Source organism: Desulfitobacterium dehalogenans ATCC 51507 (genome assembly GCF_000243155.2).
Classification (GTDB): domain Bacteria; phylum Bacillota; class Desulfitobacteriia; order Desulfitobacteriales; family Desulfitobacteriaceae; genus Desulfitobacterium; species Desulfitobacterium dehalogenans.
This window is the reverse complement of the sequence record NC_018017.1, coordinates 2,953,753-2,966,897: the sequence shown is the minus strand read 5'-3', so window position 1 is coordinate 2,966,897 and position 13,145 is coordinate 2,953,753. Positions and strand designations below refer to the sequence as shown.

The 13,145-nt window shown below is 46.4% G+C and carries 15 protein-coding genes; all 15 read left to right on the top strand.

The window, feature by feature from the left end; translation table 11 throughout:
- Positions 1–12: 12 nt before the first annotated feature.
- The 15 genes from DESDE_RS14365 (at position 13) to spoIIIAF (ending at position 12,521) form a co-directional block, all read left to right on the top strand.
- Entirely contained in the window at positions 13–1,239 is a 1,227-nt protein-coding gene (locus DESDE_RS14365; protein WP_014794743.1) for a type II secretion system F family protein, read from the top strand.
- Between the two features lie 33 nt (positions 1,240–1,272).
- The gene (locus DESDE_RS14360; protein ID WP_014794742.1) at positions 1,273–1,761 is read left to right on the top strand and encodes a type II secretion system protein; all 489 of its coding nucleotides are present in this window, start codon (positions 1,273–1,275) and stop codon (positions 1,759–1,761) included.
- 68 nt (positions 1,762–1,829) lie between these two features.
- Positions 1,830–2,591, top strand: a complete 762-nt coding sequence (locus DESDE_RS14355; protein WP_014794741.1) for a prepilin peptidase — start codon at positions 1,830–1,832, stop codon at positions 2,589–2,591.
- A gap of 25 nt (positions 2,592–2,616) precedes the next feature.
- Positions 2,617–4,077, top strand: coding sequence for a PilN domain-containing protein (locus DESDE_RS14350; RefSeq protein WP_014794740.1), 1,461 nt, complete (start codon positions 2,617–2,619; stop codon positions 4,075–4,077).
- The gene (locus DESDE_RS14345; RefSeq protein WP_014794739.1) at positions 4,070–4,573 is read left to right on the top strand and encodes a hypothetical protein; all 504 of its coding nucleotides are present in this window, start codon (positions 4,070–4,072) and stop codon (positions 4,571–4,573) included. The genes DESDE_RS14350 and DESDE_RS14345 overlap by 8 nt, the downstream gene beginning before the upstream one ends.
- A gap of 21 nt (positions 4,574–4,594) precedes the next feature.
- Positions 4,595–5,167, top strand: coding sequence for a LysM peptidoglycan-binding domain-containing protein (locus tag DESDE_RS14340; protein WP_174270148.1), 573 nt, complete (start codon positions 4,595–4,597; stop codon positions 5,165–5,167).
- A 265-nt stretch (positions 5,168–5,432) separates the two neighbouring features.
- Positions 5,433–5,870 carry a type II 3-dehydroquinate dehydratase gene (gene aroQ, locus DESDE_RS14335; RefSeq protein ID WP_014794737.1) on the top strand — a complete coding sequence of 146 codons (438 nt, stop codon included), beginning with the start codon at positions 5,433–5,435 and terminating at the stop codon, positions 5,868–5,870.
- 137 nt (positions 5,871–6,007) lie between these two features.
- Positions 6,008–6,565 (top strand): elongation factor P, encoded by a 558-nt coding sequence (gene efp / locus DESDE_RS14330; protein WP_014794736.1) that lies wholly within the window; start codon positions 6,008–6,010, stop codon positions 6,563–6,565.
- A gap of 92 nt (positions 6,566–6,657) precedes the next feature.
- Positions 6,658–8,316, top strand: coding sequence for a ribonuclease J (locus tag DESDE_RS14325; RefSeq protein ID WP_014794735.1), 1,659 nt, complete (start codon positions 6,658–6,660; stop codon positions 8,314–8,316).
- Between the two features lie 221 nt (positions 8,317–8,537).
- Positions 8,538–9,617 carry a stage III sporulation protein AA gene (spoIIIAA, locus tag DESDE_RS14320; protein WP_014794734.1) on the top strand — a complete coding sequence of 360 codons (1,080 nt, stop codon included), beginning with the start codon at positions 8,538–8,540 and terminating at the stop codon, positions 9,615–9,617.
- The gene (locus DESDE_RS14315) at positions 9,614–10,123 is read left to right on the top strand and encodes a stage III sporulation protein AB (RefSeq protein WP_014794733.1); all 510 of its coding nucleotides are present in this window, start codon (positions 9,614–9,616) and stop codon (positions 10,121–10,123) included. Before spoIIIAA ends, DESDE_RS14315 begins: the two co-directional genes overlap by 4 nt.
- Positions 10,124–10,141: 18 nt before the next feature.
- Complete coding sequence (gene spoIIIAC / locus DESDE_RS14310) at positions 10,142–10,339, top strand: stage III sporulation protein AC (RefSeq protein ID WP_014794732.1); 198 nt, start codon at positions 10,142–10,144, stop codon at positions 10,337–10,339.
- Between the two features lie 12 nt (positions 10,340–10,351).
- Complete coding sequence (gene spoIIIAD, locus DESDE_RS14305) at positions 10,352–10,738, top strand: stage III sporulation protein AD (protein ID WP_014794731.1); 387 nt, start codon at positions 10,352–10,354, stop codon at positions 10,736–10,738.
- A gap of 9 nt (positions 10,739–10,747) precedes the next feature.
- Positions 10,748–11,917 (top strand): stage III sporulation protein AE, encoded by a 1,170-nt coding sequence (gene spoIIIAE, locus DESDE_RS14300; protein WP_014794730.1) that lies wholly within the window; start codon positions 10,748–10,750, stop codon positions 11,915–11,917.
- Positions 11,918–11,930: 13 nt separating this feature from the next.
- Positions 11,931–12,521 (top strand): stage III sporulation protein AF, encoded by a 591-nt coding sequence (spoIIIAF, locus tag DESDE_RS14295; protein WP_014794729.1) that lies wholly within the window; start codon positions 11,931–11,933, stop codon positions 12,519–12,521.
- Positions 12,522–13,145: the final 624 nt, after the last annotated feature.

Genomic DNA, 13,145 nt, shown 5'->3' with positions numbered 1-13,145 from the left:
GAGGGATGGTTTATGAGATGTCGTACCTTTGCATGGAGGGCTTTGGATCAAGAGGGGAATATACTCGAAGGGATTTGGGAAGTCCGGCAGGGGAGAGAAGTCAGAAGCCGTTTATTTGCCAAAGGATATTACCCTTTATCCATCAGCCCCCGCCGCCGCAGGCTTTTCGATATCCTCTCATACCTTGAATTCCTGAATAAGAAAAGTGATCAACTAAGGATCTGGGCAGGTATCACTCAGCACCTATCCCTTCTTTCAGGGGCTGGTCTGCCTTTGCTCAAAGCTATTAATATTTTGGAAAAGCGGAGTAAGGGACTGCGGATAACACCCTCAGCCTGGATTGGGGCGAAAGAACAACTGGAAGCGGGTGTGGAATTATCAGAAGCCCTTGACTTCCTGATACCCCCTCCTACACCTTATATCCGGGCCATGGTTCAGGCCGGTGAACGTGCTGGCAGATTGCCGGAGATTCTCGATAATCTTTCCAGAGACCTTTTTGAGGAGCATACTTATCGTCACAGACTCAAAGGCGCCCTGGCTTATCCTCTATTCTTGCTTGTGCTGACATTAGGGTTGATTTATGTTCTAAACCGCTTGGTTTTACCTGTATATGAACAGATCTTCCTAGATATGGATGCTGAATTATCAATTCTGACTCAAGTCATATTTCAGGTCTCCCATGGTTTGCCGTTTTTGGTCCTGGGGGTGTTAATCGTGGGAATTATTTATTTTCTCGTTCTGCGCTTTCGTCGGCCGGATGATTGGAGAGAGAAACTATGGGATGCACTGAGTAAGGTACCTCTCTTTGGAAGAATATATCAGCTTAATGATTATCTGCAATTTTCTCAGGTGCTGGGGACATTACTGGAGGCAGGAATTCCACTTCTGGAGGCCTTAAAGCTGACCCAAGGGGCAGTACTCACCTCTTCTATGAAAAGAGTGGTCGGAGACCTTGAGGAAGGGGCACGGACGGGGAAGGGGCTGGCTGCTGTTCTGGTCAATCGATCCGATTTTCCTGGGGATGCGGCACAGATGCTTGAAGTAGGAGAGGAATCGGGTCAACTGAGCACAATGCTGCACCACTTGAGTCGATTGTTTCGGATGGAGCTTGAAGAGCAGATGAATAAAGTGCCCCACCTGGTGGGACCGCTGCTCGTCATGGTTTTAGCGGGAGTCATCGGCCTGGTGGCTGTCGGTGTACTATTGCCTATCTTTGATTTGGGGACGCACCTTCAATAGGGAGGAGTTTTGATAAAGGGAGAGTAGGATATGATGCACTTTGGGCAGAGAAAAAGAGGCAAAGGACAGGAGGGCTTTACCTTAATTGAAATATTAATGGTGGTCTTTATCATAGCCATACTGTCTGCAATCATCATTCCCAGGGTAAGTGCAAGTTCAGAAACAGCACGGAAGAACTCAGATATTGCTACAGGTCATCAAGTGAAGTCTGCTTTAGATCGTTATCAAGTGGAGAATGGGAGATATCCAAAATCCGCCGAAGTAACCCAAGATGGAGGGAATATTTCTATACCTGTACTTATCCCTAAATATATCGCCAAGTTGGGTGTGCACACTACACAGCAAGAAGTGTCTGAAGGGAAAAAGGGCTTTGGCATCGGAACCTTGGCTGCCGATGGGTCCATACCTGAGGGTAGCCAGACCCATCTTATTATGCTCTATCTCACTGCCGATGGATCGGCTGCGGAAGTACGAGTCTATGACGCAAACTTAACCAAGGTACTTTGGAGCTCAGCTAATTAAGCCAGCGAGCTCATTGAACTAACCTTCAGTGATACATCATTATTTCCATAATAGAAAGGACGAAGCGAGTGGGAGTTGAATTCAGTATATTATCCGGAATAGTGGGGGTGATCATCGGGAGCTTTTTAAATGTGGTGATTTATCGTGTTCCTCAAGGAAAGTCTATTGTTTTCCCCGGTTCTCATTGTGCCGCATGTGGTCATAATCTTCGCCCTTGGGAACTGGTTCCGGTTCTAAGCTTTCTCATCTTAAAGGGACGATGTACTCAATGTCAGGAGAAGATTTCATGGCGTTATCCCTTAATTGAGGTCCTCAATGGATGTTTGTATTTTTATGCTGCTTGGCTAAACAAAAGTGGCTCATTTCTCCAGTTGGGGATCAATTTCTATTTTCTATCTGTGCTTTTAGTTCTCGCTGCTATTGATTGGGATACCTACAGTCTGCCGGATGTTTTCACTCTTCCTTTACTGGGCGTCGGCATTATGGCAGGCTTTTTTCTGCCCCAGGGTCCATCGGGGTGGGAAAGTCTGGCTACAGCTCTGGGGGTAGGTGGAGTATTTTGGATGATCACTCGGATCTATCCTGAAGGGATGGGCTTGGGGGATATAAAGCTTATTGCCGGACTGGGCGCATTTTTGGGGTTTCCGGAAGCTTTAATAGCTATTTTCATTGCTAGCTTTACAGGGTCCATAGGTGGACTTTTGATCCTATCCTTCAAAAAAAGAAGTTACAGGGATCCGATTCCTTTTGGACCTTATTTGGTATTGGGGGCTTGGATTGTGTTCTTTTGGGGACAAGATATCCTTTCTTTTTATAATTCTCTGTTTTGATATTGGTTTTTGGAGGATTTGATGCATGAGGTTTGCAGATCAAGGTCGAGTCTGTGTTGAACTAACCGATCACGAACTGCGTTGGCTTTGGTATACCCAAAAAGGGAAGGACAAGTGGTCTTTTCTACCTACTCAGTTCGAGATTACCCCTCTTCCCAGAGGGTTAATAAAGCAGGGAAAAATTCTCCATCCAGACACCTTCCTGGCGATTTTACAAGGATACCTTGAGCAACGAAAGGCGGATTTCAAATTCTATCGTAGCCCAAAGATTTGTATTGGGTTACCTCTCCAGAACCAATTCATTCGTGAGTATCATTTGCCTTGGGTGAAAAAAGGAAACCGTGCCGGACTTCTTCACTATCTGGCTGAGGAAGAAATCCCTATTCCTCAAGAAGAATTGGTTTACGATTACTCCCTTGAAGAGCAAAAGGAGTCATCCCAGGGATTGAAGGTGATTTTATCAGGGATAAGGGATTCGGTTTTATCTCCGGTCATTCTTTGCTTTAGGAAAGCAGGCTTTGAGATTAACAGGGTATGCTTTTCTCAGCTGGCTTGGGGAAAGGCATTGGGGTTTGGCTCAGATGGGAATACTCTGTTTCTCAGGGAAGATGAGGGGCAGATTCAATATATCTTCTATAAAGGAAGGATACCTGAGATCGTTCGCAGCCTTCCCTTCGCCCTTCAATCCTTCGGCGAGAAAGAATGGAATCATGAGATTTATCGGATGCTGCTCTATCTTTCATCACTTCATGACCAAGTGGAGTTGAATAGAATCCTCTGGGGCCAGAACAGGGAGGCCGAAAAAACAGGGAAAAGAATAGGGGAATACCTAAAGGGCGTCGGAGGAAAAGTACCCGCCTTGCAAGGGGTGGATGAAGCTTTCTATGCTTTTTGGGGAGCGAAATCTTTCGATGCCTTTCATTCTTATGACCCGGAAAAGTACTTAACCGTATTAGGGCTGGCCCTTGAGGAGGAGAAATGGGCGCTGAATAATTTCCATAGAACCGAAAATCTAAGGAAAAAGGAACAACAGATAAAGTGGATTGCCGCAGGGGTCATGTTGCTTGTGAGTATAAGCGGTTCGGGAATGCTTGTATCCACCCGGCAGACCCTTGATAGCTTGCAGGTAGAGGCTCAACGGCTAAGTGAAATAAACACCAGCCAGACTTGGGAGAATGAGAAGCAAACTGCCCAAAAGCAGACCTGGGATAAGATTGCGGGGAACCCCACCGCTGTGGGTCAGGGGATAAAGGAGTTAACAGCCAATGCACCTAAGGGGATTCACCTTGAACGGATTGAGATTAAAGGGCGGACTTTGTCAATACAAGGCCTTGCCACAGAATCCCTGGAGGTTCAAAGGATGTTTCAGCAACTTCAAGCATTAGGATGGGGGAAGGTCCAATTGGCAAAATATCAAACAGCAGGGGATTCAATTAGGGAGGGAATGCTGATTCAATTCGTTTTGAAGGCGGAGGGATATGATTAAAAAGAAAGAGATCATGAGGAAACACCTCCCAAAGCTCAGCCATATCGTCCTGTTAACCCTGGTGATTGTGCTCTGCCTGATTGGTGGGATATTGGTTCTTCGCCGACAAGAGGTTGGGGCTCTTCGCAAAGAGATAAGCCATATAGAAGGGCTTATCCTTCAGACTTCGGCAAAAGAGGCTGCTTCAGATCCATTGCTGATGGATGATTTGCTTGTGATCATGGATGAATGTGTTAAGGGTTTCACGGATGAAAAGCTAACGGTCTTTTCTTATCATCTTGAAGGGATTCTTGAAGGAGAGGTTAATCCATCTATTCTCCGCTTCGCATTAATTCGTTTACGGGTGCAAGGCTCGTGGGCAGAGATAGAGAGAGGATTAACCCATATTGAAACCATGCCCCGGGGTGGTATTCATGTGGAAGAAGTAGTTTTAGAAGAGAATGGGGGAGAAATTCTCCTTAAGCTCTTTTTCCTTGAACCTGACAATCTCTCTTAACCATAAGATGGGTAAGAGGGGGTGGACCCAGTGGAAGACTATCTGATTCAACCGGGAGATACCTTTTACCGGCTTGCCCAAAGATGGGGGGGAACCTGTGAGGAGTGGCAATTAGCCAATCCGGGGATGAACCCGGATTATCTGCAAATTGGCCAGAAGGTTTATCTTCCCCGATTGGCGAATCCCAGAGGGAATGAGCACTATGCTGTTATTACACCACATCAGGGAATGGAGTATTCGGGAGATCATCTTGACGAAGTGGAGATGGAAGTCGAGGGAGTAAAGTTCAGAATCAAACGGATAGGGGAAAGTAGAATTCCTCATGAAGTTCATCTTACAGTACCGAGAACCGAAATACGTAAGATTCAGCCTTATGGTGATAATGGTCCCTGTGAAGTACAGATTATGCTAAGTAATGTCAATCTCATTCATTCTCCCCGCTTAATGAGCGATCGGCCCCGCACTGAAACCCAGAATAGCGCTACAACCCAAGGTAATCAAGAGAATGCTCAGCAGAATAATAGCGGAGCGCCGGAACTTTCTCAAGTCAGGGAGCTTTACTCCGATGTGCGGCAGGATCGGCCTATTTTTTAGTCATTTGACGACCGATGGAATCCCTTGATATGGCAAAGAATAGAATATCATGACTTTTTGGGCGTATGCTAATATTCGTTTTTAGAAATGATCTTACACCTAACCGTAGGGAGAGACCTCTGTGGTATTCTGAAAGGGAAAAAACCTTCCTTTTCGGATGTTCTGAGGGTCAATCTCTACGTTTTTTTGTCGTGGACACTGGTGGAAAGAAGAAAATTATGATAAAATTCTGGGGTGTACGGCGTGTATTAAGGAAGTGAATACTATGGGAAAGATTTGGGTGCTTCATGGCCCTAATTTGAATTTGTTGGGACGACGTGAGCCGGATAAATACGGGGTTCAGACTCTCGAAGAAATTAACAAGGAACTTATACATAAGGCTCAAACTGTAGGAATTCCTATACAGGTGGAGCAGACCAACTTCGAAGGGGAGTTAATTCAGTGGATTCATAGTATGGGACCGGATGACTTTCTGATTATTAATCCTGGAGCATGGACCCATTACAGCTACGCTGTACGGGATGCCATAACCAGCGTTCAGGTGCCGGCTATCGAGGTTCATTTATCCAATATCCATGCCCGGGAAGAATTCCGAAAGACCTCGGTCATTGCTCCTGTCTGCCGTGGACAAATTTCCGGCTTGGGTGGAAAAAGCTATAGTTTGGCCTTGGATTATGCCCTGGAGGTCTTGACACAGAATTAAAGAAAGTTCATTATATAGGAAGCTTGCTTGTTCACAAGCTTAGCCGACTTATCCTCTGTGAGGACAATTAAGAAGTAAATTTGGTTCGATTGGGATAAGCTAAACAACAATAAAAATGAATATTTAGGAGGATAATTATGATTTCATCCAATGAATTTAAGACGGGTCTAACAATCGAAGTGGACAATGATGTGTATACAATTATTGAGTTCCAGCACGTTAAGCCAGGTAAAGGTGCGGCTTTTGTAAGAACTAAATTGAAGAATGTAAAAACCGGCGGTATTATCGAGCGGAAGTTCAATGCAGGTGAAAAAGTGCCGAAGGCTCATGTGGAGCGTCGCGAAATGCAATATCTCTATAAAGATGGCGAGCATTTCGTGGCTATGGATAATGAGACCTATGAGCAAACCTCTTTGACTGAGGCTCAAATCGGTGATGGAGTAAAATATCTTAAAGAGAATATGAACTTAGGTATCCTTTTCTTCAACGGCACTGTCATTGGCGTCGACCTTCCTAACACCGTAATTCTTGAGGTTGCTCATACTGAACCCGGTGTTCGCGGCGATACAGCTACAGGCGGCTCCAAACCGGCAACTTTGGAGACTGGTGCAGTGGTTCAGGTTCCTTTCTTTGTCAACGAAGGAGAAAAATTGATCATCGATACCCGCACAGGAAACTATGTCCAACGGGCTTAAGGATAGCATATCTTCATAGATTCTCGAATCATAATACCTCCTTTAGGGAACCCTTTTGTTAGAAAAGGTGTACCAGAGGGGGTTTTTATTGTATGAAGTTAAGTATTATCCCTTTAGGGGGAACCGGTGAAATCGGCAAAAATCTCTTGGTATTTGAATTTGGAGATTCCATTATTGTCATTGACGGTGGGGTTAAATTTCCCGACGATGAACTTTTAGGAATCGATCTTGTTATACCGGATATTACTTATTTAGAGAAACGGAAGAGCAAAATTCAAGGTATCTTCATTACCCATGGCCACGAAGATCATATTGGCGGTCTGCCCTTTATTCTGCCTAAATTAGAAGCCCCCGTTTACGGCACTAAGCTCACCATGGGTTTGGTTCGGGCTAAGCTAAGAGAACGTGGCGGATACCCGGAAAATTTACTGAGGATCATTAATCCAGGGGAGCCTGTTAAGATGAGGGACTTCGAGGTCGAAGCCTTTAGGGTAACCCATAGTGTACCGGATGCCGTAGGATATGGAATTCTGACTCCCATAGGACGAGTGGTATACACCGGGGATTTTAAAGTGGATTATACTCCCATTGATGGTCAGGAGATGGATTTAGGAAGGTTGGCAGCCTGGGGTCAGGAAGGAGTTTTGGCGCTGCTCTGTGATTCTACCAATGCAGAGCGCAGCGGCTCCACCATTTCAGAGAAGGTTGTGGGGAAAACTTTGAGGGATGCTTTCTCCAGGGCTGAAGGAAAAATAATTATGGCTACCTTTGCATCCAATGTTCATCGTATACAACAAGCACTTGAGGCAGCGGCCATACTTAAGCGGAAGGTATGCGTGGTAGGCCGGAGTATGGAAGCGGTAGTGGCCACTGCCAAGGAACTAGGGTATCTCCACTTTCCTGATCCGGATATGCTGATTGATCCCGGTTCAGTGAATGAGATATCACCATCCCGTTTACTTATCCTAACCACGGGCAGCCAGGGAGAACCCTTGGCGGCTTTGACACGGATGGCTACCGGAAGTCACCGTCAGGTGAATGTTTCGGCAGGGGACACTGTAGTTATCTCAGCCACACCTGTTCCAGGGAATGAAAAACTCATTGGAAGAACGATCAATCATCTGTTCCAGATAGGAGCAGAGGTCATTACGAAGGATATGGGATTGGTTCATGTCTCCGGACACGCCAATCAAGAGGAGATTAAGCTCATCATTCGCTTAACCCGGCCGAGATTTTTAATTCCTCACCATGGTGAAGTAAGACATCAGGTGGCCTTCCGCAAGATTGGCAATCTTATGGGTTATGATGATCAAAAGATTGCCATAACTCAGATTGGAACTCGTGTTCTTCTGGATACGGATAAGATGGAATGTGCCGAACGGGTGGAATCCGGCAGCGTTTTTGTGGATGGATTGGGGATTGGTGATGTGGGGCAGATCGTCCTCAGGGATCGTCAGCAGCTCTCCCAGGATGGAGTGGTAGTGGTAGTGGCGGCACTTAGTAAAGGATCTCCTACCACATTGGTGTCAGGACCGGATATTATCTCCCGCGGCTTTACTTTTATGAAGGAGGCAGAGGAACTGGTGGAGGGGGCAAAGAAGGTTGTCGCGGCCAGTATCGAAGCTCAGATCAGCAAAGAGCGCTGGGAATGGGGAGTTCTCCGAGGGTCCATCCATGAATCCTTAAGTCAATACCTTTGGGATAAAACCCGCAGAAGGCCCATGATCCTACCTGTGCTCCTCCAGTTTTAGGAGCTATGGCTGGGAACCAAGGGAACTGATAAAGTGGTCCTCCGGACCAAGGTGCTTGTTGTGACAGCAAAGAGACTCGATGAGCCTGGATAGGCAATCGGGTCTCTTTTTTTTCCTGAAAAAGGTGACTGCCCATGGACAAGTTTTTTGGCGGGGAGTACGAAAAGCATGTCTAAAACTTTAGGTACAGACATACCTTTTTAACAAAGGGGGACAACACCGTGTCGCTGCGTTATACCTTACATTCCGCGAAACCCAATCCTGAACTCAAATCCAAATCGATAACTTTTTCTGTAAATCAGGAGAAAGAGGAAGAAAAAAAGTCCCTGGAGGATTTTGGACGTTGGTTCGGAAACAATCTCGCTCATATTTTCATGCAGATTCATGCTATGGCTTTCAAAGATATGGAAGAAATCCGCTTGCGCGTCAATCGGCCCCTTTTGATCCGGGGTCATCATAAAGAACTGTTCATTGATGGACAGGGTAGAGTTGTTGCAGCAGAAAAAGGGTATCGGGTTCAGCGGGAAGATGTTTTGCAAGCCTTGGAACGCATGACTCAAAGCTCCCTATATGCTGCCGAGGAGGAAATGAAACAGGGGTTTATCACTCTGCCTGGGGGGCATCGGGTTGGGATCACGGGTGAAGCTATCATGAAGAACGGGGAAGTACAGACTCTGAAGCATATTTCAGCTTTGAATATCCGCTTGGCCAAGGCCGTTGAAGGCAGGGCAGAGCTTATTTTACCAAAGCTTTTAACGAAAGAAGGGGCTTTGCATCATACTTTAATTCTTTCACCTCCACGAGGAGGGAAGACCACCCTGCTGAGAGATTTAATCCGAAGACTCAGCGATGGCAGTCCTGGACTAAACCTGCCGGGGCAGACTGTAGGGGTGGTAGATGAACGGAGAGAACTGGCCGGTATGTGGCAGGGGATTCCTGCTTATAACTTAGGGTGCCGTACCGATATTCTGGATGGCTGTCCCAAACGCATGGGCATCAACATGCTCATCCGCTCCATGGCTCCTCAGGTGGTGGCCGTGGATGAGCTAGGGCATCCTGAAGATGTGGAGGCTGTCTTGGATGCTTTGAGAACGGGGGTAAAAATTTTAAGTACCGCCCATGCATCCAATATGGACGAGGCATTGAAACGTCCCACCCTAAGGTCTTTGTTCGAGCTCGGGGTTTTTGAACGGGTGGTTGTACTCAGTCGCCGCCAAGGGCCCGGAACCGTGGAAGAGATTATCATTTTGGAGCAAATGCATAAGAGCCATTTAGGGATGGTAAGGGGGAATGATCTTTGATTTGGGTGGGTGCTTTTTTAATGATTATGGGTTGCGGAAGTTTAGGGCTCTATAGTGCCGCCCGCATCCGCAAAAGGCCGGTGGAATTGAGGGAGTTCCTGACGGCTCTAACCCTTCTTGATACGGAAATCTTTTGGGGGAATACTCCCTTGCCGGAGGCTTTTTCAATTTTAAAGGACAGGACGGACGGAGCATGGTCCGGTTTTTTTGCAGAATTAGCTGAACGGCTGCATAAAGGAGAAGGGGCCTATGATGCCTGGAATGCTACTATTGAACACCAAAAGAAGAATTTTTGCTTAAAGACTGAGGATTGGCAGGTGATAAAAGACGCAGGTAAAGGCCTGGGACGCTCTGATCGTCAAGAACAGCATAAGCAAATAGAGTTGGTCAAACAACAAGTTTCTCTTGTTAAAGAACATGCAGCCCAATGGTCTGAGAAACAAGCCAAGATGTGGTCCTATCTCGGATTTTTGGGGGGAGCCGCTGTAGTTCTCTTCTTAATTTAGGCAGATGAGGTGGAGAATATGGATTTTTACATGGTGATGAAAATAGCGGGAATCGGGCTTCTGGTGGGAGTTCTCGTCATGGTTCTGGAGCAGGCCAACCGCAAAGATATTGCACAGCTTACCGTTTTGGCAGGGGTTGTGGTCGTTCTCTATATTGTAGTTCAGGCTGTGGCTGACCTTTTTAACCTTGTACGCAGTGTATTTCAGATCTATTAGGGAGGTCTGAATGTGGAGATATGGCAGATTGTAGGAATTGCCTTAGTGGTAGCCATTATCGGGGTGGTTTTAAAAGAATTACGCAAAGAAATTGCCCTTCAATTGACAATATTGACCGGAGTCATTATCTTTACCCTGATTCTGGACAAAATCAAGATCGTCATCGATTTACTGCAGAATCTTGCGGATCAGGCCAATATTAGCTCTTACTACTTGATTATTGTCTTAAAAATTGTTGGGGTCGCCTATCTGGCGGAATTTGGTGCTGATATCTGTAGGGATGCGGGAGAAAAAGCCCTTGCAACTAAAATAGAGATCGCCGCCAAAGTGGGGGTCTTAGTTCTGGCGATTCCTATTATCGTAGCGATACTGGAGTCCGTTATGCGACTTGTGCCGTGAGGTGAAAAAATGCAGCGAGTAATTCTAATCTTTCTTTTCTTTTTTTTCATAGGAAATGGGACAACTCCCTCCTTGGTTTATGCTGAAGGAGAAATCACTGAACCTTCGGCAGACCTTGCCGTTCAAGTGGATCTGACAGAAGTTCGGGGATTTCTGGAGCAGATTGATCGGGATGTTCAGGAGTCTTTGCCCAATTTTTCCTTAGCTAAACTCTTTGATGACCTGCGCCAAGGTAATATTAATCTTCACCCTGTGGAGATTGGCAGAACACTGCTCGCTTTATTAGGAAAAGAGATTCTCGAGAGTGCTCCCTTAATCGGAAAGCTCTTAATTCTGGCTGTATTGACCGCTGTTCTTCAACAACTTCAATCGGCATTTAGCGGTGAAGTGGGAAAAATGGCTCAGATTCTTGCTTATTTAGTGCTGATGGGGATTGCCCTGGCCACCTTCCAAATAGCCATAAAAGTGGCCTCTGATTCCATTCAAACCATGACAGGGTTCATGCAGACCCTCCTCCCGGTCATGATGACCATGCTGGTGGCTATGGGAAATTTGACCACTGCCGCCTTATTCAAGCCTATAGTATTAGGCAGCTTGACCTTTTTGGCTACCTTAATCAAAACTGTAGCCTTACCCTTGTTCTTTTTAGCTGCAGTACTGAAACTCTTTAATCATATTTCCAACGAATTCAAACTCAGCAGACTAGCCGGCCTCCTGGAGTTTACCGGAAAATTAAGCTTAGGTATTATCCTAACCGTCTTCATTGGAGTCATGGCGGTTCAAGGGGTTACGGGAGGAGTGGCTGATGGAGTGGTTCTGCGTACAGCAAAATACTCCGCAGACCTGATCCCTGTGGTGGGTAAATTCTTTAAAGATGCAGTGGAATTGGTGGTTACTTCAGGACTCTTGTTAAAAAATGCTTTAGGGATCGTAGCCATTATCGCCCTGGCTTTAATTTGTTTAGGTCCGGTGGTTAAGCTGGTCGCCATGATTCTGGTTTTTAAAATCTCCTCGGCTTTGATTGAACCTCTTGGACAAAAGGAATTAGCGGATACCCTTCAAGAAATGTCCAAGAGTTTGATCTTTATTTTTGCATCCGTAGCCTCTGTAGCGATCATGTTCTTTATGGCCATTACCGTGGTGGTGGGGTCCGGCAATTTAACAGTAATGCTGCGGTAGGGGGGTGAGGTTTTTGGAGAGTTTACAAACTCTTGTTCGCAATTTAGCTATCATCTTGCTTTTGGCAAGCTTTCTGGAGATGCTGCTCCCTAATAAGTCCATGAAGGGCTTCGTCAAACTGGTTATGGGATTGTTTGTCATTTCGGCGATCCTTACTCCCATTACTTCATTATTGGGAATGACCATGGAGAGCACAATACCGGCTTGGACCGAAAGCTCCGCCCAGGAGTTGGCGGTTCTTGCCTCTGGGGAAGAGGGCGAGACCATCGGTACCAATGCAGTGCAAGAGCAGTACAAAGCCATCGTCGTCAACCAGATTAAAGCCTTAAGCGTCGGAATTGAGGGAGTTAAGGAGCTTCAGGTGAACGTGGATTTGGCTGAAGGCTCAAGAGGATTGACAGATATACCTCGCATCAACCGGATTATGATTCATTTGGATCCCGAGGAACAGGGAATCCAACCTATTGAAGACATTGTGATCAGCATGGATGAGCCCAAGTCGGATAAGGAGCCGGTATTGTCGGCAGCAGCTCTGGAAATCCGGGATAAAGTAGCTGTCTTTATGCAGATGCCCAGGGAACAGATCATTATAACGGAAGGGTAGATTTTCATACTGCCTGCGGCAGTGCCGGCAGTGGGTGAAAAAGCTGCTTGGGTCGTGTAGCTTTGCGCACAACGCTCACTCTATAGCTCCGGGGCTGGTCAACCCGCTTTCTTAACAGTCAAGCCAAACCTCTGGGTAATACCTGATGTGAACCGGTGGCTCGTCCAAGTTAAGAAAGCCTTGTTGACCCGACCACCCCTCCGCTAAAGCCGTTCGCCCTTGTGCGTAAAGCTACGCTTGTAGGTCTCTTTTAGCACTTCTTTAGAGCATATTTTATGAGCCTTTTTCAGATCTATTTTCTGGGTAGACTCCCATGCTGCTGCTGCAGCACCAGCAAAAGATGAGAAGTGTTATCCGGGTCAGGTAGCGTACCTATATCACACCGCTCAGACCCGAAAGGCAGCCCAAGGATTTTGCTTTACAGAAGTGAACGGATTTAAGCGAGCAGGTAAGCAATCTTTGCGAAAGACTGCAGCGGAGTCGGGTTGGAAACAGGACGTTTCCAACCGGCCATTGAGAACAAGTGCGAAAGCAGTGCTTTCGAGGAGCGATTTGGCCGGACCGAAACCCGGACGAGGGTTTCGCCCAAGCCGCCACACCACAGAGAATGACTTAACGGCGCAG

Coding starts and splice junctions, on each gene's coding strand:
- efp (WP_014794736.1), top strand. CDS start 6,008: ATGATTTCATCCAATGAATTTAAGACGGGTCTAACAATCGAAGTGGAC.
- spoIIIAC (WP_014794732.1), top strand. CDS start 10,142: ATGGATTTTTACATGGTGATGAAAATAGCGGGAATCGGGCTTCTGGTG.
- spoIIIAE (WP_014794730.1), top strand. CDS start 10,748: ATGCAGCGAGTAATTCTAATCTTTCTTTTCTTTTTTTTCATAGGAAAT.
- DESDE_RS14345 (WP_014794739.1), top strand. CDS start 4,070: ATGATTAAAAAGAAAGAGATCATGAGGAAACACCTCCCAAAGCTCAGC.
- aroQ (WP_014794737.1), top strand. CDS start 5,433: ATGGGAAAGATTTGGGTGCTTCATGGCCCTAATTTGAATTTGTTGGGA.
- DESDE_RS14350 (WP_014794740.1), top strand. CDS start 2,617: ATGAGGTTTGCAGATCAAGGTCGAGTCTGTGTTGAACTAACCGATCAC.
- DESDE_RS14325 (WP_014794735.1), top strand. CDS start 6,658: ATGAAGTTAAGTATTATCCCTTTAGGGGGAACCGGTGAAATCGGCAAA.
- DESDE_RS14360 (WP_014794742.1), top strand. CDS start 1,273: ATGCACTTTGGGCAGAGAAAAAGAGGCAAAGGACAGGAGGGCTTTACC.
- DESDE_RS14365 (WP_014794743.1), top strand. CDS start 13: ATGAGATGTCGTACCTTTGCATGGAGGGCTTTGGATCAAGAGGGGAAT.